This is a genomic window from Pseudomonas gregormendelii, assembly GCF_017114825.1.
In the GTDB taxonomy this organism is placed as follows: Bacteria; Pseudomonadota; Gammaproteobacteria; order Pseudomonadales; family Pseudomonadaceae; genus Aquipseudomonas; species Aquipseudomonas gregormendelii.
Genome location: NZ_JADEVO010000053.1, coordinates 1 through 26,178, shown reverse-complemented (window position 1 = coordinate 26,178; position 26,178 = coordinate 1). Strand labels below are relative to the sequence as shown.

Below are 26,178 nucleotides of genomic sequence, written 5' to 3'. Positions count from 1 at the left end.
TGGCTGAGGCCCTGGATATGACCGATTTGAATGGCGGCGCGTTCTTCGACGCTGAGTTCGTGATAGGACATGGGGCAGCACCGTACCGGAAAGGTCAGGTGTTGCACTCAGTTTTTGCCGCCGCCGGGCTATCCAGACGCTTATATCCGCCATACGTACCGACACCTGCTACGTGCTTTCCTACTTTCATGGTCACCTCCTATGATTGGAGCGCAAAAGCGTCACAAGGTATCTATGTCTTGACAGCACCGCCTGCACAAAGCGCTCCCTACGGTCCGCCGAGACCGGGCATGATTCATGCGAGACGCAATTTAGCCTGGCTGACTGGGCTGCATGCGCGTTTTGTGCAAGTCGTTGGCTCATCACTAAGCGATAACCCCGGCGCGCTGCCCCTGGCAGCAACCTGAGCGTACTCATTGCCCGTCTCCCCGCATGCCTCGCGCCTGTTTCGGCGGATCGAGGACGCCTCAGGGAACCTGAGCCCGATCAGTGGAGACGCGTCGCATGGGTATCAATATCCAGCCCCCTTCAAGTATTTCAAATGCCGACACGGTCACGGCAGTGCCCGAAGATTCAGGGTGGGCAGACAGCAATGCGTCATCCGAGTTGCGGGGTAGCCGCCAGTCTGAGCATGGACCTGCCTCGCTGTTTCAAGGCCGCGGGCAAATCTCGCCCCCGAGCGGCCACTATCAGGAGCGGCTGGAACAGATTTGTGCCTGGCAGCCTCAGGCTGCACAGGCAACCAACGCTCCCGCTCAGGCGAACCTGCTACGCGAGTGGATCACCTATCTTTGCCCTCAGGTTTTGCAGTATGGGGTTTCTCATGCGCTGAACCGCTTGGAACCACTCACGCCGCTTGTGCGACAGATGGGCGAGTATCGTGCAGGACAAATGAGCGCCCAGGCTATCCTGCGCGACTGGCCGTCGATTTGGTCGAAATTGTCGAACCCGAAGACGCCCAGTGAGTTTCTCGCGGGCGTCAACCAGGCGATTGAGCGTGGCATGGCCCCATTGGTGCTGCTGTTTGGGCTGGTCAGCTTGGGCGCCACACCGCTGCAGATGATACCGCTACGCCTGCTGGCCGGGGCGATGCTCGGCTACGGCCAGGAACAGTTGATCGGCTGGCTGCGCCAGTCTGTTGGCACGCCTGCGCGGGAGCCCACGCGCATTGTGCAGGAGGTCAGTCGGCTGATAAGCAACTGCGCAAGCCTCAGGCATTATGCGCACTCGGTTAACTCATTGCTCGCCCCTTCGCCCGGTAAGCAACTGCGCATCAGCTGGGATAAAGACACGGCCAGTGCCGAGGTCACGGCTAAGTGGAACCAGAACAAGCGCTTGTTTGCGCCTGATCCGGCGAGCCCGAGAAAGGTGGGGCAGGCGCTGGTGCGCGTAAACAATTCGCAATCAAGCCGCAGCGAATCGCCGCTCACCAGCGCCGCGGGACGATTGGATGGGCCGCTGCAGGCAGCGTCCAAGGCGATTTTCGGCACTTTGGGCTGGCTCTGCAAAAATCGCCCGCCTGCCGAGCACGAGGCGGATGTCGAGGCGCCGTTTTTAAATGATTACGGCGTGTACCAACCGACCACCGCGCCCATGGCCGCGGCGGGACAGCCATCGTCAGCATTGACCACCCTCATGCGCTTTCTTAGCGCCGCCGGCGTCATCGGTGGAACGGGCTACTACGCCGCCTCCAAGTCCATGCCCGACGTTCCCGATTTGATCCCGTCTGCCAGCGAGCCGGCAGCGCTGGAGGCAAAAGCCACCCCCTCCACGTTGCGCGCAGAGCAGCCGCCACCCCATTCACGGACCCTGAAGGGTATGCTGGAAAACGAGATCCACCTCACGGACGATGATAAAGTGATCTCCTGCTGGAACGCGCTCGAGGCAATCCACGAGGCCGCCGATCCCAGCGTGCTGCCGGACCTTATCAAAGACATTCTGCACGAGGATTTTGGCCCGTTGCTGCCGCGGCTGGTGGCAGCTGACGCCGACTCCGGCAAATTCGAGGCCCTTGACCAACCCGCACCGGTGCGTCATCGGCGCGCCGCCGAGACGGACCCGCAGGCGGCTGAGGTGGCCCTGGTCGAGGACATCATCACCTTGCTCGATCAGGCATCGTCCGCTGCGCAGCAGCAGCAGGATCAGGATCAGCAAGCGTTCGGGCGTAAGCTGGTGAGCAACCTGGTGGACGGGCACTTTCTGAAGAACGTAAGTGCCGACGAACTGGAGATGTGGCTGACGACCAGGCAGACCCTGGATGCGAGTGAAAAGCGCCTGGCTGCGCTGAAGTATGACTCGCGGCAGCAATTCGAGACGAACCGCCCCCTCCTGAAGCAAGCCTTGGCCGAAGTCTATGAAGACAAATTGCGACTGGCCGTGGTGGAAAACAAGCTCAAGGGCCACCTGAGTGGCGATTCGGATATTCCGGGACTGAAGGTGATGACGGCGGCGCTTAACGGCGACACGCAGGTCGAGGTCGGCTGCCTGGAGCTGTCCATCGGCGAGGGCGCGGATGCTATCCGGCTGGCCTTGCCGCAATTGCTAGTGTTTACCTTGCGTGATGCCAACGGCGCGGAGGCCGCCGTGGTGTTGTACCGCACTGAAAATCAGCTGATGGAGGCGTTCCGTTCGCAGCAGGAGATGCGCCAGCAGGAGATGTTCCAGTTCCATGATTACAGGCGCATGCGCCAATCCCTGCAGGCCGAGGTCCAGCCACCGGCAACGCCAGGCCCTGCTGCCAGTCGCCCAGCCTCACAGGCCGCGCCCCATCCTGCCCCCAAACCATTGCCCCAACTGGTCGTGGAAGCCGCGTTACCCTCAGAGCGGAGCCGGTTAATACAATTCCTCGTTGAACGAGGGCAACGCTCGGATGGCTGGAAACCTGAAAACTTGCCGGTCCACAACTACCCCGGCGACAACCTGCAGGAAAAGTTTCAACACCACGCCGAATTGGAGCTCGGCAGGGAGGATGCACAATTGCAAAGGCTGGCCAAGAACCCTGAGCTCGCCCGCCTGATCGACGAAGCCGCAGACAGCGAAAAGCGAAAAGCAGCCTTCACCGACGAGTACCTGCCCACGTTGTACTCGCACGCCTGGCGCATACAAACCCAGCTATTGACCAAGGTCGTGCGCGAGCAGGGCGGGCTGGCGAGCAATGCCACCGTCGATCCCGACGACGTCCTGATCACCTTCAATAACCGGACCTGGAGCTGGATGGAGTTGATCCTGGGACGCTTCCGCGAAATCGCCGATGACCCGTTTGCGCCCAGCAACAACTTCATCGCCGATGCCCTCATCCAGCACAAGGATCCGCTCGTGGCCCGGGTACTGAACAGACCCGACGTCAAGGAGGGCATCCAGCAGCTTATGCGCACCAGCTACCCGGGCCAAGAGTACGTCGAATACCTGAAGCCATGGCTCGATCCCAACGACCCGCGCGGGAAGAAACTCGCCGAACTGAACACGGACGTGACCCAGAAGCAACTGCAGGCGACGGTGGAGCAGAGGCGAGTCGATGGGACGATGGACTCGCACACCGCCGGAGAGTTCAAGATCCTGGCGGACGGCCTGCCCACGGTCACGGACACGGGAACAGCCAGCGTGCAGACATTACAGATCAGCGGGCGGCGGATTCCCGGGATGCTGGTGGTGTCGAAGCGCCAGCGCGCTACGGGACAGCGCACCGCTGAAGCACTACGCAGCGATTACGTGTTGTTTCAGGGTCCTCGCGGTTGGGAACTGATGAAGCTCTCGCTCTACCTGCAACTGATCAGAACCCCCGGCGCGTACTCCGAAGATTTGCTGCAACGCACCAAGATGAGCGACAAGCCGATCGTCGACGCGTTCCTGCGCGGCCAACGCGACACCGGGGTAGCCACCGCCCCCATTAGCAACTTGGCCCAGCTCCTCGGCGCCCAGTGGTTGCAGGACGGTATCGACAATATCAACGAGGCCACTACCAGCCGCAACGAGGTGATGGTTGAGCAACTGGTCAAGGGCCTGCGGGGCGCAGCCACCGCGCTCTGCATAGTTGCGGCGGTGCCCTGCGCGGTGGTGACAGCGGGCCTGCTAGTGCATGACACTAGCAATGTGCTGCACAAGCTCAAGGATGGAACGGCCGAGGTCATGGACTCGGCGTTAATGATACTTGATGTGGTGGATGTGCTCACGGGCGTGAAAGTGTTCACGTCGGGCGCGCGCGCGTTCACAAAGAGCGACATCATATCGGGATGGTTAGGCCATGCGCCCAACAATCCCACCCAGATGAATGAAGCCGCGCAGACCATGGTCCGGCAACTCCGCACGGACTTTACCCACTCTGGCCGGCTCAACGACGGCCTGGCGCGCAGAGATGTCACCCGTGAACAGTTGACGCCACTGCCCAGGCCTCCGGGCAAGGCCGATGCAGGCATTTTCTACAGGCATGACGGCAAGCACTATATCCAGGATCGCTACCAGGACCAGGTGCAGGTGTACGAGGTCTATTCGGACAATGCCTGGGCGACGGTGCGCGTGCGCGATCCGCAACAGCCCAATGGACATGGCGCGCCGGTGCATTACCGCGATGGGCACTGGCGGTTCGATGATGGGGGCTTGCCGGGTGGGGGGGCGGCGTCTTCCAACCTCGGCACCGAGGAAAAATCGCACTTGCTGGACGAGGGGACAGGCCCTTCCGGCTTCAGAAGCGAGGAGGCGTCGGAGAAAGATTTGCGGTTGTTCTGGCTTGATCGCCACAATCCCTCGCACGCGGAGCCCATCCGCGCGACGCTTTTTGCGATCGAGAATGATACACCGCTGCCTCAATTACCCAATTCGTTGCTGGAGAACAAAAGTGATGGATTGCGTGTCTATGGCGTATTCGGGCAGAAACCCTTTGGCCCTGACACGCACAAACCCATGAGCATTGACGCGCTCACGAGAAATTTCGATCCGAATACGCTCAAGCAAATAGATGCCGATTTTCATTTCTCGAAGAATCGGGCCATGTATTACTTGTTTTTGAGCGGCAGGCAAGGGACCAAATGGCCTGATTGGGGGATAAAGTACGCAAGAGGAGAAACCGTCCTTAATCACTATGCGTCAGTGGACGTGCTGATTCACCAGAAGGTGTTCCCCAACGCCCTCGTCGCCAAGGCCTTTGATGATGAATTTAATGTCTTTCCAAAGGAGGTGCGCAAGCGTCTGCTGACCGACATGATCAATGGTGGCGAAGTACCGCTCACTGTATTTCCCGAGCGAGTATTGGTTAAAGCCAGGGTGCAGGAGTCGATCGAGTCCGGCGCCTTCGCGGATGCTCAAGCGGTGAGCGAGTACCTGGCAGCGTTCTCGCTTCCAAACGATATTCTGATAATGGAATTGCTCAAAGCAAGAAACCGGGGCGGCAGGACGCCCGCCTGGGCGGGCCCCTATTTACAGCTCGAGTCCTGGAAGCGCTATGAAAGTACCCTGGACCTAACGCCGCAGGCGCGTCGCCTTGCGTTGCAGCAAGTCCTGGTCAGTGAAGGGGTGTGTATCGATCTTGAGCGCGCCGACGATTACCTTAAACAATTTTCTGCGTCAGACGAACTGGATACTTTGAGGTGGGAGCTACTTGAGGAGGTTGTGATGGCGGCGCTGGTGGAGAAAGGGCGAAGGCCGGTGTGGGCGATTGAGAGTGTGAAGCCGGAGTCGCTGATGAATATTTACCGGAGTGAAGATATCCCTAAGGATATGTCTCGGCTCGAAATCGTGATCAAGCCTGGGCATCTTGAGTCGAGCCTTCATCTACCCGAAAATATGGAGAGCTTGACGTCTTTGACGATTGTCAGCCGTGACACCATTACCACGCCGATCGAAGTGATATTGCCGAGTTACATGCGCAAGTTGGAAAATCTTCACCTTGAGGGCATCATTCTCGTGGAGACATTGTCGCTGGACAAAATGTATGAGTTGGCGAAAGTTGTTATCGTCAACTGCGAGCACGTAAAAGTGCTCGATTTTTCCTATCTGCTCAAACTGCGGTCGGTAACGATCGTCAAAAATCCGCAGTTGCACGAGTTCAAAGTGGGACGTGGCACCCCCCGTGTGCAAACGCTGGACGTTTCATCTAATCCGCAGTTGCGCAAGTTGGCATTGGGCTACTCAGGGGACGAATTGCAAAAGCTTTGGATCACTGACAATCCGAACCTTCAGTCGATAACTTTTTCCGCCGCGATGCCTGAACTGTATGAGTTGTACCTGCAGGGTAATAAGCTGCGCGACCTGTCCTTTCTAGCGAATATGCGTCTGCCTGAACTGGTGAGGGTGGACCTATCGCACAATCAATTGAGCAGCTTGGCGCCAATGCCCCGCGCGCCAATGTTGGAAGAACTTCAACTGGAGGGTAACGCGTTCAAGGAAATACCGCGCTTTGTAACGGACCTTGCGACGCCCGTGAAAGTCAATATGAACGACAACTTTATCAGTGATAGTGCTTTACGCGACTTCGGTTCACGCATTGCGCGGCAGTATCCTGATCAAGCCGTTGTGCAGTTAATTCATCGCGCGGATGAGCATTCCATCCAGTATGCGCGGCCGCTGGGTGAAATGGTGGCGATATGCTCCGTTGAACGTGCAGGGGGGGAACTGCGCAGCCTGTGGGGCGGCTTTGAAAGCGAAGCGTACGCAACTGAGTTTTCCACTTTTCTGGGGCATCTGTATCAGTCAAAAAGTTTTGACGACGCTGTATTCGGGCAACAAGTGTCAGCATGGCTGGAAAGATTGGCGACCAGTACTGAGTTGCGCCGGGAGACCTTCAGTGCGGCCGATAGCGCTTGCGCAAGTTGCGAGGACTGGGTGTCTTCGGTGTACAAGAGCATGCAGGAAATTGCCCTGCGTTTTAATGTTTAAAAGCAGCGAGCGTTTTATGCAAGTGCTCGTGGCTGGCTGGACCTATGGTTGCGGATCATGTCTATGGATGGGGCGTTAAAATGAATGGTTTGCAGGTGTTTGCGATCAGCGATTGGCCTCTGCCGAGCAATAGCGGTAATGTCAGTTCGCCGTTGGCGACGCAGGTGCAGTCGGTGTCCAACAGTGCGGCTTCTTCTGGCCCCCAGGCTTCAAGGGCGGGCGGGTCCGCAAGGCCAGCGCGTTCGCGGGTTCGGGAGTTGCTGGGTCCCCTCATAGGCGAGAGTCGCTATCGCTATATCGGCAAATCGCTTTTGCATCGATCCGGGTTTGACACGAAGGCTATCGGTCGCTCCAGGCCCGGCGACAGTACGCAGAAAAACGCCCAGATCAAGATTGCCCTGTTGGAAGAGAAGTTGGATAAGCGCAAGTCTGACCTCCGGCAGGCCGTAAATAATGCGGCGTGCGATAACGGTAAGCGTAAGGGCGAGATTCTTGACGTCAATGCTGAGCGCCTGTCGCAGGCGCAAGCACTGAAGGACGAGTTGGGCGACCCCTTGTCTGCGCAGCTAGGACTTAATGGGCTGATCAATCAATATGAGTCATTCAGCGTCGGCATCACCAACAGAAGCTCCCGGACTCCTGGCACTTCAACTCCGGCCGTGACCCCAAAGTAATGGTTTGGGCGATACCCCGTTCTGCGAATAACAGGGCGGACCCGCCTGATCCCCTTCGGTCATCACTTTCTCATCAAGATTGGTCGCTGCTGCCCCCCACACAATGCTCGTCGGGAAATACCCGTGGCAAGCAATGAGGTGTCGGGCATGCACACAGATGAATCGTCAGAGGCGGCCGCAACGCTGCAAGGCTGGTGCGCCTCGACCAAGCCTGGCGAGCGTGTAGTGCGCATTCGCAATGGCCCGTCATTTTTGTATCTGGGGCACCGGGACAGCTCGGTGCAGTGGTGTCTGCCGCCTGGTAGTGCCGGGCTGCTGGCCGCCAAGCCGGGTTTGCAGGTGCTTGAGGGCAGCGCCAGGCTGTTGCCGGTGTCACGCATGAGCCTGGTCAAGCTGCAGTTTTTCATCGATCAGGGCGCGTCGTCCAATAGCCAATCCGCACCGGAACAACCCTGGGCCTGGCTGGGCAATGGCTTTTTATCCCAGGCAACCGGGGCCGCGCTGGACTTCTGGTACCTCTCGCTCGCCTTGCGCGAGGGCCGGGATTATCAGGCCTTTGCACGCTTGCTGCGCCAGGGCGAGAGCTATCAGTTGCTCGGCTTTCTGCTGCAGCAGGGGGTGGGCAGTGAAAAGCTGCAAGACCTGGCCGGCCGCTATGGCGTCTCGGTCTCGCACTTTCGCCGGCTTTGCCAGCAGGCGCTCGGTGGTGCGGCGAAGCCGGAGCTGCGCGAGTGGCGCACCGCCCGGGCGCTGCTGACCCTGGTCGAGGGCAGCGGTTCGCTCACCGATATCGCCCTGGAGCATGGTTATGCCTCCTCTTCGCATTTCTCCAAGGAAGTAAGAGAGCTGGTCGGCGTTGCGCCGAGCAGTTTGATCGACATTACCCGACTTTCGGACGATTCAGTTGATGATGTTTAAACGCATTTGTTCACCCGCCGTCGCACTGGCCCTGTGTTGTGTGCTGCCGGTCACCGCACTGGCAGCGCCGGCGCGGGAAGGGGAAGGTTACGTCGCCCGCCAGGAAAGCCTGCGGACCTTCTTCGATGCCTTGTCGGCGCCACTGGGCAAGCCGATCGTGCTCAGCAAGGCGGCGGCCCGTCGCACCATCACCGGCGAGTTTGCCCTGGCCGAGCCGCAGCAGACCCTGGAGCGTATCGCCCGGCAGATGGCGCTCATCTGGTACAGCGATGGCCAGTCGCTGTACGTCTACGAGGCCGCCGAGGCCAAGAGCACCGTGGTGTCCCTGAGCACCATTACCGTCGAGAAGCTCAACGGCTTTTTGCGCCGCTCCGGTCTTCTGGATGCGCGCTACCCCCTGCGCAATGACGGGTTGCGTACTTTCTATGTGGCCGGGCCACCGATCTACGTTGACCTGGTGCTGCAGGCAGCCCGGTTCATGGACACCCAGAGCGCGGACCTGCAATTGGGTCAGCAGCGCATTGGCGTGATCAATCTGCACAACACCTTTGTCGGTGACCGCCAGTACGAGTTGCGCGATCAGAAAATCACCATCCCCGGGATGGCCACGGCCATCGAGGCCCTGCTGGCAGGCGAAACCCGCGGCGTGGAAACCGCCATCAGCCAGGAGTCCGGGCGGGGCGGCAGAATGCCGGATTTTCCGCTGCAAGGGCTGGGCTCCCCTGAGTCGGCACCCGGTGAACCGGATGCGCCGCGCATCGTTGCCCGCGACCTGGCTGCCGGCAATATCCGCGTGGTGGCCTACCCCGACACCAACAGCCTGCTGGTCAAGGGCCTGCCTGAGCAGGTGCGGTTTATCGAAAACCTCGCCGCAGCCCTGGATGAGCCCAAGCGTCATGTGGAGCTGACCCTGTGGATCATCGACCTGCAAAAGGACGACCTGAACGAGCTGGGGGTCAACTGGCGCGGTTCGCTCAAGGTCGGCTCGCAGGCCCAGGCCTCGCTCAACGGGGGGTCCCTGAGCACCCTCGATGGCCCTTCGTTCATGGCCGCGGTCGCCGGGCTGGAAACCGAGAACCGGGCACGCGTGGTGTCGCGCCCGGTGGTGCTGACCCAGGAGAATGTCCCGGCCATCTTCGACAACAATCGCACCTTCTACGCCAAGCTGGTGGGCGAGCGTAACTCGCAGCTCGAACATGTCACCTACGGCACGCTGGTCAGCGTCCTGCCGCGAATTTCGCCGGTCGGCGAAGTCGAGATGGAACTCAACATCGAAGACGGTGACGCGATTGCCTCGGAAAATGCCGGCCCCGACAGCTTGCCGACCGTTGGCCGCACCCGCATCAGCACGGTCGCCCGGGTGCCCCAGGGCAAGAGCCTGCTGGTGGGTGGATTCACCCGGGATGAAAGCGGCGAGGTGCTGCGAAAAATCCCGGTGCTGGGGCATATCCCGTACCTGGGCCGCTTGTTCAGCTATCGCCAGGCGCGTAAGTCCAACACCGTGCGGGTGTTCCTGATCCAGCCCAAGCAGCTTGATACCCCGCTGGCGCCCGGCGCGGCACAGATCGGTGCCGACGTCATCGGTGCCGTGCCCCGCGATGCCGCCGACCGCGCGGTGCTGCGCGCGATGGATCGTTGAGATGGCCACCATCGGCGGTATTTCTTCACGCATGCAATTGACGCGTGCGCAACAGAATAACCAGGCTCCGGTCAAGTATGAAGAGCCGGCCGATGATGCAACCCCGGCGGCGGCGGTGGCGCAGTTTGTCGAGAACAGCGATGAAATCGCCTCCCACCTACTTGGGTCGTTTCGTCGCCGGGGGGATTTCGGCAATAAGTTCGAAGGCCTGGCGGACCGCTTCGAGCGGGTGCTGGAGGAGGACGTGGCGCCCAAGGCGAGCCAGGTGCAGAAGCTGGCCCAGCTGCCTGATCGCAGCATCGAATGGCTGCTGGCGCAGGCGCGCGGCCTGTTTCCGGATGACAGTGACCTGGTGCTGGTGCTGCGCGAATTGCTGCGGGCCAGGGACCTGGCCAACGCCCCCCGCCAGCGCCTGGAAACCCTGCTCCAGCAAGTGCTGAGCCAGGCTGCGCCAAAGCGCCTGAAGGCCGGCATCAATTCGGCCCTCAAGGCCAAGATGTTTGGCAAGGCGCTGATGCTGCGTGCCAGCCTGATGCGTGACACCTACCGCTCATTCCTTGAGTCCGAGGAAGGCGCCGCCCAGTCCTATGAAGACTGGATAACCCTCTACGGGCATCAACACCGTGGCTCGGTCCTGGAGTTTATCGAAGCCGCCTTGCTCACGGATGTCGACGCCCAGGACCCCAGTTGTTCCCGCGAGGAATTCGGCCAGCTATTGAAAAAGCTGGGTGAACTCAAACGCTTGCGCTCCGCCGATGTGATCTTCATTCAGCGCCTGCTGGACGATGAACTGGTGCGCCGGCACAACGCCAGTGAGCCTGACTGGTTGGTGTTCCTGTTGGGGCTGCTGAAATACCCCGATGAACTCGAACAGTTTCTGCACGGGGTCTTTGGTGACCAGTTGCTGCTGGTCGACCACGGCGAGCGTGGCCAGTTGTTGCAGTTTTTGCGCCTGGCCTGCCTGTCGCTCCCCGTGAGCCTGTTCGTCGATGAAGAGTCTTTGCAACGTGTTGCCGAGCAATTTACTCATCTGGCGGACCTGGTGTTCGCCCACGAAACCATCCAGCGCCATGCCGCCCTTGTGGGCCGTTCCAACTCTTAGCTTTCAGGTTCGTAAACATGTTAGATAAATTACTGCGTAGCGTTACTTCAAGGCCCGAACTGCTGATCCTGACGCTGATGGTGATGATCATCGCGATGCTGATCATCCCCTTGCCGACCGTGCTGGTGGACTTCCTGATCGGCCTCAACATCGTCATTGCGATCCTGATTTTCATGGGTTCGTTCTACATCGAGCGCATCCTCAGCTTCTCGACTTTCCCGGCGTTGCTGCTGATCACCACGTTGTTCCGCCTGGCGCTGTCCATCAGTACCAGCCGGCTGATCCTGACCCAGGCCGATGCCGGTGACATCATCGCCTCGTTCGGCGAGTTCGTGATCGGTGACAGCCTGGTGGTGGGCTTCGTGATTTTCTCGATTGTCACCATCGTGCAGTTCATCGTCATCACCAAGGGCTCGGAGCGTGTGGCCGAGGTGGCGGCACGCTTCTCGCTCGATGGCATGCCCGGCAAGCAGATGAGCATCGACGGCGACCTCAAGGCCGGCTCGATCGACACCAAGGAGGCCCGTGAGCGACGCAGCACGCTGGAGCGTGAAAGCCAGTTGTACGGCTCGTTCGACGGCGCCATGAAGTTCATCAAGGGGGATGCCATTGCCGGCATCATCATTATCTTCGTCAACTTCCTCGGCGGCATCGCCATCGGTGTCGGGCAGTTGGGCATGGACATGACCACGGCCTTGCACACCTACACCCTGCTGACCATCGGTGATGGCCTGGTGGCGCAGATTCCGGCGCTGCTGATCGCCATTGGCGCCGGCTTTATCGTGACCCGGGTCAACGGCGACGAAGCCAACCTGGGTCGCAACATGATGACCCAGATGCTGGGCAATCCCTTTGTGATCGGGGTCACCGCTTTTCTCGCGATAGGGGTCGGCATCCTGCCCGGCTTTCCGGTCGGCGTGTTCATGCTGCTGGCGGGCGCACTGGTGGCGTTGCTGTACTTTCGCCACCGCGCCAAGGGCAAGGCGGCCAGCCGCTCGTCGAGCTCAGCCCAGGCGCCGGCCGATGGCGAGCCGGGCGGTGAGCTGGGCCTGATCGACGACGTTGACAACATGGCCACCGAGACCATTGCCCTGATGCTGCTGGTGCCCAGCCATCGCCTGGAAGAACTGCGCCAGGCACAGTTATGCGAGCGCTTTCGCAGCCAGTTTTTCGTCGATTACGGCATCCGCATTCCCGAGCCGCGCTTGCGCGGCGCCGAGGCGCTGCCGGAAGGGCAGGTAGCGGTATTGATCGACGAGGTGCGCGCCGATCAATTCGATATCCACTTCGACCGCCTGCGGATCGTCGATTACAAGCCCGAGCTGGAACACCTGGGCCTCGACCTGAGCACCGGCCTGGACAGCAACAAGCAGGCGAGCATCTGGCTGCCGGCCGAGCACCGCGACAAGGTGCAGGGCCTGGGGCATCAGTTGCGACCCGCCTATGACGAGTTCTATCGCTGCCTGGTGACGTTGCTGGCACGCAACATCAACGAGTTTTTCGGCGTCCAGGAAACCAAGACCCTGCTCGACGAGATGGAAGCGCGTTACCCCGACCTGCTCAAGGAAGTGTACCGCCATGCCACGGTGCAGAAGATTGCCGAGATCCTGCAGCGGCTGATCGGCGAGCGTATCTCGGTGCGCAACATGAAACTGATCCTCGAGTCGCTGGCCCACTGGGCGTCCCGTGAAAAGGACGTGCTCGCCCTGGTCGAACACGTGCGCGGCAGCCTGGGGCGCTACATCAGCAACAAGTTTGCCCATGGCAACGACCTGCGCGTGCTGCTGCTGTCACCGGAGTTTGAAGACGTGATGCGCAAGGGCATCCGCCAGACCTCCGCCGGCAGTTTCCTCAACCTCGAGCCCGCCGCCAGCGAAGAACTGATGGACCGCCTGGCCCTGGGCCTGGACAGCCTGCACTTCGCGCAAAAAGACCTGGTGCTCCTGGCGTCGGTGGATATCCGGCGCTACATCAAGAAATTTATCGAAGGCCGCTTCCGGGAGCTGGATGTCGTTTCCTTTGGTGAGATTTCCGACAGCATTTCCGTAAACGTGATCAAGACCCTGTAAGGAAGGTTTCCCTATGCACCATATCGATATTGCCTCTTTGCTCCGCGACGCACTGCAGTTAAGCGGTTGCACCGATGAACAGATCGGGAGCTTCGATGGCCACAGCACCATCGAACTCGAACTCGCCAACCTGCCCAACATCCATATGAACGTGGTCGAGGGCGGGCTGTGGTTCTGGAGTTCGCTGGTGGAGTCGGGCGACATGTTGCTGGGGCATTGTTCGGAACATTTGTTGCGCTTTCTGATGCAGGGTTGTGCGTTTGCCCGCACCGAACAAATGCAACTGGCGGACATCAACGGCCAGCTGGAGGTCCGGGTATTGCTCGCCGAGAGCGCCTACGACAGCGCCGAGCAACTGGCGACCACCATTGAAGATTACCTGACGGCCTTGACCACGCTGTGCGAGCTCGTACGGCAATGAACCGGCTGCTGCTGGAGCGCCATGGCGCTCACCCGTTGCGCCTCAATGGGCCGCTGATCCAGGCGGCGCTAGGCAACGTGGTGATTGGCGAGGTCTGCGAAGTCCGCCGCGACTGGCGCGACCCGCACATCAGCGCCCGGGCGCAGGTGATCGGCTTCTGTCCGGACGCGGTGCTGCTGAGCCTGCTCGGCGAGGCGCGGGGACTGTCCCGCGAATCGCTGATCGTGCCCACCGGCGCCTTGCTCAGCCTGCATTGCAGCTCGGCGATGCTTGGCGCGGTGGTCGACCCGCAAGGTGTGATTGTCGAGCGGCTGGCGCCGAGCGACGCATTCGATGGCCAGGACTACCCGGTGGATGCGGCGCCGCCGGCTTATCACCAGCGCCGTCCGGTCGACCAGCCGCTGGCCACCGGCGTGCGGGTGATCGACGGCTTGCTGACCTGCGGCATTGGCCAGCGCATCGGCATCTTCGCCGCGGCCGGTTCCGGCAAGACCTCGCTGATGAACATGCTGATCGCCCACAGCGACGCCGATATTTTTGTCGTTGGCCTGATTGGCGAGCGGGGGCGGGAGGTCACCGAGTTTGTCGAGACCCTGCGCCAATCGGATAAATGTGCACGCTGCGTGGTGGTCTACGCCACCTCGGATTTTTCCTCGGTGGACCGCTGCAACGCCGCGCTGCAAGCCACCACCATCGCCGAATTCTTTCGCGACCAGGGCTACAGCGTGGTGCTGCTGCTCGATTCCATGACCCGCTATGCCCGGGCCCGGCGTGACCTGGCCCTGGCCGCCGGCGAGGCCCCGGCGCGGCGCGGCTACCCGGCGTCGGTATTCGACTCCTTGCCGCGATTGCTCGAGCGTCCCGGCGTCACCGCCACCGGCAGTATCACCGCGTTCTACACGGTGCTGCTCGAAAGCGATGACGAGCCGGACCCGATTGCCGAGGAAATTCGCTCGATTCTCGACGGGCACATCTACCTCAGTCGCAAGCTGGCGGCCAGCGGCCATTTCCCGGCGATTGACGTGCTGCGCAGTGCCAGCCGCGTGGCCCACCAGGTCACCGAGCGCGAGACGCAGCAACTGGCGGCACGCACCCGCGAGGTCTTGACCCGTCTTGAAGAGCTGCAGGTGTTCCTTGACCTGGGTGAATACCGCCGTGGCGAAAGCCCGGCCAACGACCATGCCATGGACCGGCGCGAGGCCTTGCTCGACTGGCTGCGCCAGGACCTGGCAGAGCCGTGCGCACCGCACCTGGCGCTGGAGAGCTTGTATGGCCTCATTGATTGAGGTCCGCCGCTTGCTGCGCTTCAGTGATCATCGCCAGCAGCGCTGTGAGCAGGCCCTGGGCACCGCCCGGCGTCGCTTGAGCCCGCTGGAACAGGAACTGAACGCCATCGACCAGCAGGCCGAGGGCTTCAGGGAATTATTGCTAAGCAATCGTATGGAGGCACAGACCGTGAGCCACTCGCAGTTGTTCGCGCAATTGCGGCGCCAGGCGGTGATCCGCCGTCAGATCGCCACCCTGGACCTGGAGCGGGCCCGGGTGCGAGAGCGCCATGGCGAGGTGGTCGAGCAACTGGATGACCTGCAGCAGCAGCGCAAAAGCCTGCTGGGCCGGCATGCGAAGTACCAGCACCTGGAGCAACGCCTGCTCGCCGAGCATCGTGCGCGCCGTTGGCGCCTTGAAGAACATGACATCGAAGAATTATTGGTGAAGAAAAAATGAGCACGTCAATTCCTGCGCCTGTCACCCGTCCGGTGGAGGCTGTATTGCCCGTGGATGAGCCTGGCGAACACGCCGGTCGGCCGCCTGTCACCGAGCGCGATGAATCGCGAGACCTGCCCGAAGGGGTAGTGCAATGCCTGGCGCAACTGCAGCCATTGCCCGAGCCCCTGTCACGGCCTTCTGCCGGGCTCAGGCAGGCGCGCAGTGGCGCGCCGGAAAAAATCTCGGTCGCCGTAGCGCCCAGGGTGCCGACGATGCCAGAGGAGGGCGCCTCCAAACCCATGAAGGTGGCCGGCGGGCCGGCTGTCGCGATGGCAGTACCCGCGCTGGCGCAACCATTGGCCAGGCCTGCGCGAGCGGTGCCAACGACTCCGGCAACACAATTGCCAGCGCTACCTGGGGGGATGCGGCTGCCGACGTCACCGTCTGTCGAGCCTGCGCTGGCGCTGTTCAAGACCTCGGCAACACAATTGCCAGCGCCACCTGCGGCAATGCCATTGCCGATGAGCGATGTCCCTGGCTTGCCAGGCAGCGCGTCGGCTGCATTGACCCAAAGCCCGGCGCAACCGGTGCCGGCCAATGGGCTGCCAGGCGCGGCGACCACCGCTTCGCCGACACCGCTGGCAGAACCCGGCGCCAAGCCTGGGTCAACTCTCGCCGATCGCGATACCCCGCCGCCCCAGAGCGCCCAGCCGTTGCCACCCGGCCTTGAGCGCACCGCACGGGCCCAGACCGCTGCGCCGCCGGCCGCTTTTAACCCGCCGCCGACCCGCAAGGCTGAGGTGCCCGCAGAAAAAGCCGCGCAGCCTTACCTGCAAGTGCCGTTCAGCAAAGGCGATAGCACCGGTGTGGTCACCATCAACAAGGCGCCGGCCGACATGCCCGCGCAACTGTTGCTCAGCCCCAGCAATGCCCAGGTGTCCGGCCATCTGCGCGACGGCCTGGAGCTGGCCCCGCAAACAGTCTGGCAACTGAACGAGCAACACGAGCAGGCGCACGACGAGCGTCGCCAGCACGAGGCCGGCGACGATGAAACGCCAGGCGATGCACCACAGCCGTTGGCGCCAATGCTGGCCATGCAGGGCATGAAGCCGTGACGCGCACGCCGCTGTTGCGCAATGTGCCGCGCCTGCAGTACCAGCGCAGCCAGGCTGTGGCGCGCTGGCTGCGCGACGGGCATCCGGTGCAACTGAGCCGGGTGCCGCGCCAGGGGCGCTACATCAGTTTCTACGCGCAAGGTCGGCTCGGGCTCTGGCAGGGCCTGATCGACAGTGATCAATGGTTGCATTCCATCTGGCCGCAATGGTCGAAGCTGCTTGGGCGCAGCTTCGTCGACAACAAGCTGTTCGAGCTCTTCAGCCTGCTGGAGCGTCCGTTGGAGCTGCCACCGCAGTGGCTCGACTACCAGCACCTGTTCGATGTCCAGAGCGTTGACGCTGCGGCCCTGGAAGCGGCCGACCTGCCGTGTATCGCCACCGACCAGGGGCCCTGCTGGGTACTGGGCCTGCCCGCTGATACCGCTCGCGAACCGCGAGCCCTGCAACCCTGGACCCGGCGCCTGGAACAAACCTTGCGCGTGGTACTGGGCGAAACCGAACTCAACCCTTTACAGCTGAGCCGGCTCGCCGAGGGCGACGTGCTGATGTTCCGGCAACGCTGCCAGCTCGTGCTGGCGGGGCGCCGTATTGGTCAATTTACTTTTATCGAAGAAGGCCTGCATATGGAACTTACCCCCGAGGAGGTCACGTCCGACCTCAGCGAATGCGCGGTGTCGGCGTTGCCGGTCAAGCTGCAGTTCGTGCTCGCCGAGCTCACCTTGAGCATGGCGCAACTCAATGACTTCATCGAGCAACAGGTGTTGCCGCTGGGCCCCGAGGCCCTGCAGCAGGTCGAGGTTCGCGTCGGTGAACAGAGCATCGCCATCGGCGAACTGGTGCGCCTGGACGGGCGCCTGGGGCTGGAGTTGCGTGAGGTTTATCGAGGCCCGGTCAATGAATGACGTGTCAATGATCGGACTGCTGGCAGTGGCCTCGCTGCTGCCGTTTCTGATCGCCGCCGGCACCTGCTACATCAAGTTTTCCATCGTGTTCGTCATCGTGCGCAATGCCCTGGGCCTGCAACAGGTGCCCTCCAACATGACCCTCAATGCCGTGGCCCTGATGCTGGCCATTTTCGTCATGAGCCCGGTGGTGCAGCAAGGCTATGACTACTACAAGGACAACCAGGTCGAGTTCACCAGCATCGAGGCGGTGGTGGCATTTGCCGACAACGGCCTGGGCAGCTACCGCGACTACCTGATCCGCTACACCGACCCGGAGCTGGCGCAGTTCTTCGAGCGGGCGCAACTCGCCCGCGAGGGGCAGCAGGCCCCGGACCATGAGGTCGAGCAAGAGCTGGAACCGTCGCTGTTTGCCTTGTTGCCGGCCTACGCCCTGAGCGAGATCAAGGCGGCGTTCAAGATCGGTTTCTACCTGTACTTGCCGTTTGTCATCGTCGACCTGGTGATCTCCAGCATCCTGCTGGCCCTGGGCATGATGATGATGAGCCCGGTGATCATCTCCGTGCCGATCAAGCTGGTGCTGTTTGTCGCCCTCGATGGCTGGTCGCTGCTTTCCACCGGCCTGATCGGGCAGTACCTGTCCGTGGCGCAATGAGTAACCACGATGAATGACCTGGTATTTGCCGGCAATAAAACCCTGTACCTGATCCTGATCCTGGTGGCCTGGCCGATTATCGTCGCCACCCTGGTGGGCTTGCTGATCGGGCTGTTCCAGACCGTCACCCAGTTGCAGGAGCAAACCCTGCCGTTCGGCTTCAAATTGCTCTCGGTGTCGATCTGCCTGTTTCTGTTGTCCGGATGGTACGGCGAGACCTTGCTCGCGTTCAGTCGCGAAGTCATGCACCTGGCGTTGAAATAACCCTCTATGAATATCAGTCTGTTTGTCGACCTGCACGGCTGGCTGGCGGGGGCCGCGATCTGCTTTGCGCGCCTGGCGCCGATCTTTTTCATGTTGCCGTTTCTCAACAGTCGGGCACTGACCGGGGCGCCGCGCAACGCAGTGATCGTGCTGGTCGGCATGGCGTTGTGGCCCTACACCGCCGACACGCTGCCGCGCCTCGATTCACTCGGCTTCTACGGCTTGCTGCTGCGCGAGGCGGGCGTGGGGGTGGTGCTCGGTTGCCTGTTGTCCTGGCCGTTCTGGGTGCTGCATGGCATGGGCAACCTGATCGACAACCAGCGCGGCGCCATGCTCAGCAGCACCGTGGACCCGGCCAACGGCGACGACACCTCGGAGCTGGCCAACTTCCTGCAGATGTTCGCCGCAGTGATCTACCTGGAGGCCGGAGGCATGGGCCTGGTGGTGGAGACCCTCGGCCGCAGCTACCAACTGTGTTCGCCACTGCACGGCTGCGAATTACGCGTGCAGCCGTTGCTGGGCCTGCTCGACCCACTGGTCAGCAAGACCCTGATCATCAGCGCGCCGGTGGTGGCCACGCTGTTGCTGTCCGAAGCCTTGCTCGGCCTGCTGGCGCGCTTCGCCCCGCAAATGAACGCCTTCTCGATGTCGCTGACGGTCAAGGGCGCCATTGCCTTGCTGGTGCTGTTGCTGTACTTCGGCGCACACCTGCCGTCCGAGATCCAGCGCATGGGCCGCGACAAGCCGGCGCAACTGGTCGACTGGTTTATCCAGCCCATGGCGCGCTGAGATGTCCAGCGCCTCGAAAACCGAAAAGCCGACGCCGAAAAAACGCCGCGACGCCGCCAAGAAAGGCCAGACCTTCAAGGCCAAGGACCTGTCCACCAGTTGCCTGATGCTCTGCGGCCTGGTCTACCTCGCCGGCAACGGCCTGCTGCTGCAGGTGATGGAAGTGTACCGGCGCATCCTCGCCGCCGGTTTTGCCGCCGACCCGCAGCACTATTCCGCCGCGCTCGGGGTATTGATGCTCAAGATCATCCTGCCGCTGATTGCCGTGTGCTTCCTGGCCAGCGCCGTGCCGACCTTGTTGACCACCGGCATGGCGATCGCCAGCGAAGCGCTGAAAATCAACTTCGGCGCCCTTAACCCGATCAATGGCTTCAAGAAGCTGTTCAGCCTGCGCACGCTCAAGGACACCGTCAAGTCGCTGTTGTACCTGGGCTGTTTCGCCATTGCCTTCTGGGTGGTCTGGCTGACCCAGCGCCACCTGCTGTTTGCGCAACTCTACGCCACACCCATCGACCTGTTCCCGATCTGGGCGCACCTGTTGCTGGTGCTGCTGCTGACCTTTCTCGGTTGCATCCTGTTTATCCTGATTCTCGACGCCTTGTGCGAGTACTGGCTGTACATCAAGGACCTGAAGATGGACAAGCAGGCCGTCAAGCGCGAACACAAGGAACAGGACGGCAACCCGGATATCAAGGGTCGGCGCCGCGACCTGCACATGGAATTGCTCTCCGAACAGGTCAAGTCCGACATCCGCAGTTCGCGGGTGATCGTCGCCAACCCGACCCACATCGCCGTCGGCATTTACTTCCAGCCCGAAGTCACGCTGATGCCGTTTATCTCGCTGCTGGAAACCAACCAGCGGGCGCTGGCGGTGCGCAAGTACGCCGCCGAAGTCGGGGTGCCGGTGATCACCGACGTGGCCCTGGCCCGGCGCATCTTCAAGACCCACCAGCGCTACACCTTTATCCAGCTGCAAGAGATCGAGAACGTCCTGCGCCTGCTGGTCTGGCTCGAACAGGTCGAGCAGGCGTAAGGCCGTTGCCGGTTGTGCTTGCCGTTGCGCCGCAAGCGCTCATGCAGATGTAAGTACTTATGAGCGCTTTTTGGCGGCTGTCTTTTCATTCAATTGGCTTAATGGCCGTGTCAGCACCGCTGACGAAACATTCAGGAGTGAGTTACCCCATGAGTCGTCGTAAACAGACGGAACAGGAAGAAGACCGGTTGGCCCGGGAGGTGATGCACGCGGTCCTTGACGGCGCGCCGCTCAAGGATCTGCGAGGCATCAGCTGCGAGCAGATGGACAGCCTGTATGCCTTTGCCTATGAATTCTATGAGCAGGGGCGGCTGGACGATGCTGAACGTTTTTTTCACTTCCTGTGCATCTATGACTTCTACAACCCGCAGTACTAGATGGGTTTGGCAGCGGTGCAGCAACTCAAGCAGAACCATCAGAAGGCCATCGATCTATATGCCGTGGCGTTCGCCCAAGGCAAAAACGATTACCGCCCCATGCTGTACACCGGCCAGTGTCACTTGGCCTTGGGGCGGCCCGGTAAAGCCAAGGTGTGTTTTGAATACGTCATCGAATGCGTCCAGGAGCCAGCCATGCGCCAGCAGGCCCAGGCCTACCTGAACGCCTTGAAGCATGTCGAAGCCGATTATTCCGAGGAGCAGTTGTAATGGAGATTAATATCAAAGCGTCATTAGGCCGCCTTTTCGAGTCAGCCAATCGGACACCAGGCCATGAGACTTACGCCAAGGTCGCGGTCGCGGCCACCAGGTACCCTCACCTCGAGCGCCAGATGGCCGATTTGCAAAGTGTGAAATACACCGACCCGGCGGGTGATGCGTCCAGTGCAATCCCTGATAGGCCGACGCTGGCAGTGCCCAAGGAAGGACTGAAGACCGATCAGGACGCTCTTACTCGCTTGATCGCCAAGGTCATTCAGCTGCTGGGTAAGGGCGCGGAATCCCGGCAGAATGCACTCGCGGAGATACTCCGGTCAGTCGGCAAGGCTTCGACAGAAGGGCACCAGGCGCTGTCGGAGAAGTACCAGGCGGCGGTGGCGGCACTCGAAGCCGCCGGCCTTGGCACGCAGGCAGCCTTGGCCGAGGGGGAGAAGGCCAAGAAGGCCCTGGACGGCGCCCAAAAAGAGCTGGCAACGGCCGAAACTGCCGTGGGCAGTACCTCCCCCGGCACGCCCGAGCACGATGCCGCGCTCGCCGCTCGAGATCAGGCCAAGGCGCGGCTAGACGTTGCCCAGCAAGCCATGACGAAGGCCGAAACCACGTTCGCCGCGGCGCTGCAAATCTATTCGACGCAGAACAAGGTCACGACTGAACTCGGCACGCAGCTGCAACGAATCGGCTCACCAAATGCTGAAGTGCTGGAGGGTATGAAGCGCGAATTGAACGCCGGGGCGAAGCAGATCCTGCTGATGATGACGATTGCAGAAATAATGGGGGACGCTGCGGAAACCAAGCTGGCAACCGATCTGGAGCTGTACAAAGAGCGCCAGGCCTCGCTTCAAAAGTCCCTTGTAGAAGAGTCGAAGAAATACCTTGAGCAGGTGCGCAAGGCTGAAGCTGCGAGCAAGGCCATGGGCTGCATCGGCAAGATCGTCGGTGCATTGGTGGCGGTTGTCAGTGTGGTCGCGGCGCCGTTCACCGGTGGCACCAGTCTGATCCTGGCAGGGGTCGGCCTCGCCTTGATGGGCGCGGACATGCTGGTCAAGGAACTGACCGGCGTGTCTTTCATGCAGGAGGCGATGAAGCCGCTGATGGACAATGTCCTCGGGCCCATGATTCAAGGCATTGGCAAGGGCATCGCCGACATCCTGAAGACAATGGGCGTTGAAGGCGGCGCCGCCGACATGGCGGGCATGATCCTGGGCGCGATCATCGGCGCCCTGGTTATGGTGGTCGTGGTGGCGGTGGTGGCGGTGGTGGGTAAGTCCGCCGCCAGTCGAGTGGCCAGCGCCATGGGCGAGATATTTGGCAAAACCCTGAGCAAGATGGTACCGGATTTACTCAAGCATATCGCCAGCTCGGCAAGTAAAAGCGTTGGCAACCTCATGACCAAAGTGCGGTCGATTTTCGGTCTGAAGTCCGATGCCAACTCCCTGGCCATCTACGCCAATCGTCTGCAGATGCTCGAGACGGGTATCGAGACGGTTGGGACTACGTCCCAGTCCGGCTTGCAGGTCCACAAGGGGGTTCTCGACAAGAAGGCCGCGATACATTTTGAAGCGGCAACCCTTACCAGGGTCGTTAGCGAAGGAATCCAGAAAAGCCGGGAGTCCATGGTGGAGACCTTTGAGGACTTAATTAAGGCGAGCACCAACACGATCAAGCAAGCCACGCAGAGGCTGGACAGAAACAATGAGACCAGTCTGACCATGTCGAAAAACATTTGATTCCTATTGATTCAAGGAGCTCCCCCATGGTTACTTCCGTTAATACCTTGTCAACTTCTGTTCGCCCTCAATCGGTCGATACGCCAGTGCCTGCCAAGCTCGCCGATACCAAGCAGGTCATGTCTACAGGCAGCCTCGGTACGCAGCTCGATGGCCAGGTGTTGCTGGCCGGGGCCCATACGCCGATCGCTGCGATGACGCCGCAGCAACTTAATCAATACATCGACACCTCACAGTTCAGTGATCGCGACAGTGAGGCCATGATGAACATCTTCGTGGCGGCCGTCGCGTCCGAGCAGCAGAACGGTCCGGAAAAAAACGGGCAGGACACGGTGCGTGACCTGCTGACCTTCGATCCGTCGGCCTGGCAGAAGCACATCGGCGTGCTGGTAGCGGCCATTGCTGCGGTGAACATCGCCCGTCAGTCCAGCGCGCAAATGAGTGGCGCGTTCGCCAAGCTCGCTTATGAATCAGCCGTGGCGCAAGGCGTCGCCATCCGGGCCGGGGGCGAGGCGGCCATGTGGGCAGCCGTGAGTGGCTCGGTGCTCGCCGGGGGGATGGCCATAGGAGGTGCCGGCCTGCAGATACGTGGACAGATGCAAAAACATAGCGATATCAAATTCAATAAGCGCGACGCCAGCGACTATGATGCACGGGCTCAGGAAATCCGCGGGAACCTCAAGACCAGCCCTTCGAACACTGCCGCGCCCGCGCCAAACAAAGTCAGCGTAACGACCCCTGACGGAACGGAAGACAAGGGGATCAAGCCGGGGGGCGTTGAGGTCACTCCCAATACTCGGGAGCAACTCTCGGAGTCCCTTCATAGAGCCACTAACAATGCCAAAGCTGCGCGCATGAAAAGTATGTTGGCGGAGAAAGGCTATGCGCGCCTTCAGATCGTGGGATCGGCAGTGAGTTCGATGTCCATGATGACGAGCGCTGCCCTGACCGCGATCCTGCGCTTGCCGGAGTCTGCCGAGCAACAAAAGCAAGTGCTGCGCCAGGCTGAGCAGAACAATAACAGGTCGACCAGTGACGCGGCGAATCAGACAATCAACGAAGACACTAGCTTGATCGCCAAGATACTCGAAGCCTTTCAGCAACTGGTAGACGGTCGTAACGCCGTCCTGAATGCGTTCGCCAGCGCACGTGCCTGATCGGAGAGTTCCCCATGATAAAGCCTACCGCTAGCAATGCCGCTCAGGCCAATAACATCAATGCGCCACCGCGCCTTGACTTAACCCCGGATCTTGCCGTGCAGGGTGATGAAGTCAATCACCGTCAGCGCAAGAGCGCCCCGGAAAATTCCCTGCGATCCCTGGTGTCACATCTGGACAGTGAGCGCCAGCGCTTGCAGGAAACCGGCGTTGCGCTGAACGGGCTCAGTCGCGCCATCTCGGCGCCACCGCGCGAGGGCATGCCGCATCCCGACCCCGAGTACTTCGCCGGCCGCAGCGCCGATGGTCAAAGGTTGCAGCGCCAGTTGCAGAATGTGCTTGAAACAGTCCAAGCCGCCAAGCCCCAGGGCAATTTGGTCGACGCAAGCCTGCGCGAACTGGCGGAACTGGGCTTGGACGGCAGTCTCGATGAGCGCCGGGTTGCCGATACCCTGAGCCAATTGCGTCATTTACCGGACACCCCCGCGGAACTGCAGCAGACCTTGAGTTCACCCAAGGGATCGGAGGATTTCTTTGAGCAGCTCAAGGAAATGATCGGTTTTATTCGCGGTGATTATCTGGCGATTTATGAAGCGTTGCTGGAGAAGTATTCAAATTTCTACGCGGAGTTCAATAGAGAAATCATGGCGAATATGGGGGATTGGACTGGGGGTCGGGATGATGGTAAAAAAGTTTGGTTAAGTTCTAAATTGAGGACAGCCTTGGATAAACTTCTGAACAAATACGGGAGCCATCCAGCTGGCACGGTTTACCCCTTGCCGGACGTAAAGGGTGATTATCCAAAAACAACTAAAGATGATGCCTTGAAGTGGGCGAGAGCGATGGGACTTAAGGACAGTGCGGTAGTGGCTGTGCCAGGAGGCGGTTTTCGGGTGCAAATGGACCTGTCAGCGTTAACTGCGATGCGTGACGCGGCGCCGGTCAAGGCTGCGACATGGGACTCCGCCGTATTCCAAGCCTGGCAAACCGGTTTTAACAGTCTGGAAGGCGACTTGAAGAACCAGTTGCAGGTGTTCAGCACCAAATACGGTAACGCCAACTCCTACTATGAAAACTTCAATAAGATCCTTTCTTCGCAATTGAGCCAATTAGCTGAAACGCTAAGAGCCATGGCTGGTGCGTTCTGATATGACAAGCGTACATCAAACTTCCCCAATTCAAAAAACGTCCTCCAATGATAGCAGGTCGGAACGTCCAATCGCCTGCGAATTGAAGGGTATAGACAATAGCGGGCTTAGCCTGGAAAAGATCGCCGATACCACCACCATTTATACCAGGAAACAGGCCCGCTCGGACATTCAAAATAAAGCCCTTCGGCAATATGTGACAGAGAAAGATTCTGTCAATATTCGGAAATCTGCAAGTCAGGGTACAATGGTGTTTCACAGAGGACCTGACTGCACGTTTCTGATTGTACGTGCTGTTGCGCTAGAGGCTCTTCGACAAACCCCCGGCGTGAGCTCGGATAGTGACTTTAAAAAGGCTGACAGTACGCTTCAGACGTTGTTTGATGGCGCCAAGCACCCCTGCCCGGACAAGTCCCTATGTAACAAAACAGCCAAAGACGTCACCACGCTCATCAACGGACTTATAGAAAAATATCCGGCGGTGTTTAATTGTGCCAAGGAGAGGAACCAACGCGATTACCTATGTAATGGTATTCCTAAATCGGTTGAACATAGGTACCGAGGTAAACTGCCAATAGAGCAGGCGACTGCCTTCAGTTCTGCAGGCGATGCTTCTGTCGCCGACAGGAGCGCACTCGATCATCAGTTGGATTTTTTTGTGGGGGGAGCAACTGCGGATGACTTGTATGATTATATAGATGGCGATCTCGCTAAGCTTGAAATGGGCAGACACCTGATGGAGGATGCCTCTGCGAAGAAGCCCTCTCGTAGCACAAGTGTGGAGGTCGGCGTCTCGGGTCGAGATAAGGCCGATCGAGGCGCAAGTAGCGGGAACTCGCAGGTGGTTACCAACAATATCGGTCACGTTGATACAAGCGCGGCGTTCCCGCAAGTGATGAAGTTGGCTGTAGACGGAATACTCCAGGTAATGGCCGATAAGGATCGGATTACCGACGACAAGGATCGGATAATCGCCGACAAGGATCGAAAAATCGAAGACGCGCTTCGGCAAGAGATCGCCCTCCTCAAAGAGCTGTTGAGGGTACGTAACTTAGATAGCCCAAGTGCGTTGAATACCAGGGGCCTTGGGGTAGATACGTCTGTAGTCGCTACGATTGACAGTCCTGAATCTGCGATGCAGCCCGTGGAGCGGACACACCCACAGCAGCGTGACGATAACGATCCAGTAGTTATCGTGCAGACCAGTGGGTCCGGGTCACACGCTGTGGCAGAGCAGCCGTCTGATGAAGCCCTTGATGGGATCGTCGCGCGTGAGCAAAACGGGGTTAGTGTGTCTAACGAGGATCGCGAAAATATCCCTCCACCGCCACCGCC

20 protein-coding genes and 1 pseudogene are annotated in these 26,178 nt (G+C 60.3%); all 21 read left to right on the top strand.

The window, feature by feature from the left end; genetic code table 11:
- Positions 1 to 407: hypothetical protein (locus IMW75_RS24745; RefSeq protein WP_205894024.1), on the top strand; the 407-nt coding region annotated here is incomplete at its 5' end.
- 97 nt (positions 408 to 504) lie between these two features.
- Positions 505 to 6,867, top strand: a complete 6,363-nt coding sequence (locus tag IMW75_RS24740) for an NEL-type E3 ubiquitin ligase domain-containing protein (protein ID WP_205894023.1) — start codon at positions 505 to 507, stop codon at positions 6,865 to 6,867.
- 80 nt (positions 6,868 to 6,947) lie between these two features.
- A complete protein-coding gene (locus IMW75_RS24735) occupies positions 6,948 to 7,541 on the top strand; it encodes a hypothetical protein (RefSeq protein WP_205894022.1) in 594 nt (197 codons plus the stop codon).
- Between the two features lie 147 nt (positions 7,542 to 7,688).
- The gene (locus tag IMW75_RS24730) at positions 7,689 to 8,459 is read left to right on the top strand and encodes a helix-turn-helix domain-containing protein (protein ID WP_205894021.1); all 771 of its coding nucleotides are present in this window, start codon (positions 7,689 to 7,691) and stop codon (positions 8,457 to 8,459) included.
- The gene (sctC, locus tag IMW75_RS24725) at positions 8,452 to 10,098 is read left to right on the top strand and encodes a type III secretion system outer membrane ring subunit SctC (protein WP_205894020.1); all 1,647 of its coding nucleotides are present in this window, start codon (positions 8,452 to 8,454) and stop codon (positions 10,096 to 10,098) included. The genes IMW75_RS24730 and sctC overlap by 8 nt, the downstream gene beginning before the upstream one ends.
- Position 10,099: 1 nt before the next feature.
- On the top strand, positions 10,100 to 11,200 hold the full coding sequence (sctW, locus tag IMW75_RS24720) for a type III secretion system gatekeeper subunit SctW (RefSeq protein ID WP_205894019.1): 1,101 nt from the start codon (positions 10,100 to 10,102) through the stop codon (positions 11,198 to 11,200).
- A gap of 17 nt (positions 11,201 to 11,217) precedes the next feature.
- Complete coding sequence (locus IMW75_RS24715; protein WP_205894018.1) at positions 11,218 to 13,269, top strand: EscV/YscV/HrcV family type III secretion system export apparatus protein; 2,052 nt, start codon at positions 11,218 to 11,220, stop codon at positions 13,267 to 13,269.
- A 13-nt stretch (positions 13,270 to 13,282) separates the two neighbouring features.
- Positions 13,283 to 13,690 (top strand): InvB/SpaK family type III secretion system chaperone, encoded by a 408-nt coding sequence (locus tag IMW75_RS24710; RefSeq protein ID WP_205894017.1) that lies wholly within the window; start codon positions 13,283 to 13,285, stop codon positions 13,688 to 13,690.
- Positions 13,687 to 14,976 carry a type III secretion system ATPase SctN gene (gene sctN / locus IMW75_RS24705; protein ID WP_205894016.1) on the top strand — a complete coding sequence of 430 codons (1,290 nt, stop codon included), beginning with the start codon at positions 13,687 to 13,689 and terminating at the stop codon, positions 14,974 to 14,976. The genes IMW75_RS24710 and sctN overlap by 4 nt, the downstream gene beginning before the upstream one ends.
- On the top strand, positions 14,960 to 15,415 hold the full coding sequence (locus IMW75_RS24700; RefSeq protein WP_205894015.1) for a hypothetical protein: 456 nt from the start codon (positions 14,960 to 14,962) through the stop codon (positions 15,413 to 15,415). The genes sctN and IMW75_RS24700 overlap by 17 nt, the downstream gene beginning before the upstream one ends.
- Positions 15,412 to 16,512 (top strand): SpaN/EivJ family type III secretion system needle length determinant, encoded by a 1,101-nt coding sequence (locus IMW75_RS24695; RefSeq protein WP_205894014.1) that lies wholly within the window; start codon positions 15,412 to 15,414, stop codon positions 16,510 to 16,512. The genes IMW75_RS24700 and IMW75_RS24695 overlap by 4 nt, the downstream gene beginning before the upstream one ends.
- A complete protein-coding gene (locus tag IMW75_RS24690; protein WP_205894013.1) occupies positions 16,509 to 17,414 on the top strand; it encodes a FliM/FliN family flagellar motor switch protein in 906 nt (301 codons plus the stop codon). Before IMW75_RS24695 ends, IMW75_RS24690 begins: the two co-directional genes overlap by 4 nt.
- Complete coding sequence (locus IMW75_RS24685; protein WP_205894012.1) at positions 17,407 to 18,069, top strand: EscR/YscR/HrcR family type III secretion system export apparatus protein; 663 nt, start codon at positions 17,407 to 17,409, stop codon at positions 18,067 to 18,069. The genes IMW75_RS24690 and IMW75_RS24685 overlap by 8 nt, the downstream gene beginning before the upstream one ends.
- Before the next feature lie 9 nt (positions 18,070 to 18,078).
- A complete protein-coding gene (locus tag IMW75_RS24680; RefSeq protein WP_205894011.1) occupies positions 18,079 to 18,333 on the top strand; it encodes an EscS/YscS/HrcS family type III secretion system export apparatus protein in 255 nt (84 codons plus the stop codon).
- Positions 18,334 to 18,339: 6 nt separating this feature from the next.
- A complete protein-coding gene (gene sctT, locus IMW75_RS24675) occupies positions 18,340 to 19,122 on the top strand; it encodes a type III secretion system export apparatus subunit SctT (protein WP_205894010.1) in 783 nt (260 codons plus the stop codon).
- Between the two features lies 1 nt (position 19,123).
- Positions 19,124 to 20,155, top strand: coding sequence for an EscU/YscU/HrcU family type III secretion system export apparatus switch protein (locus IMW75_RS24670; RefSeq protein WP_205894009.1), 1,032 nt, complete (start codon positions 19,124 to 19,126; stop codon positions 20,153 to 20,155).
- 149 nt (positions 20,156 to 20,304) lie between these two features.
- Positions 20,305 to 20,802 (top strand): annotated as a pseudogene (gene sicA, locus IMW75_RS24665) (type III secretion system translocator chaperone SicA).
- Positions 20,802 to 22,538: a type III secretion system translocon subunit SseC family protein gene (sctE, locus tag IMW75_RS24660; RefSeq protein ID WP_205894008.1), complete on the top strand. Its 1,737-nt coding sequence runs from the start codon at positions 20,802 to 20,804 to the stop codon at positions 22,536 to 22,538. Before sicA ends, sctE begins: the two are co-directional and overlap by 1 nt.
- A gap of 26 nt (positions 22,539 to 22,564) precedes the next feature.
- Positions 22,565 to 23,695 carry an IpaC/SipC family type III secretion system effector gene (locus IMW75_RS24655; protein WP_205894007.1) on the top strand — a complete coding sequence of 377 codons (1,131 nt, stop codon included), beginning with the start codon at positions 22,565 to 22,567 and terminating at the stop codon, positions 23,693 to 23,695.
- Positions 23,696 to 23,709: 14 nt separating this feature from the next.
- Positions 23,710 to 24,843 (top strand): IpaD/SipD/SspD family type III secretion system needle tip protein, encoded by a 1,134-nt coding sequence (locus IMW75_RS24650; RefSeq protein WP_237142328.1) that lies wholly within the window; start codon positions 23,710 to 23,712, stop codon positions 24,841 to 24,843.
- On the top strand, positions 24,833 to 26,178 hold a 1,346-nt coding region (locus tag IMW75_RS24645), incomplete at its 3' end, for a hypothetical protein (protein WP_205894006.1). The genes IMW75_RS24650 and IMW75_RS24645, both read left to right, overlap by 11 nt.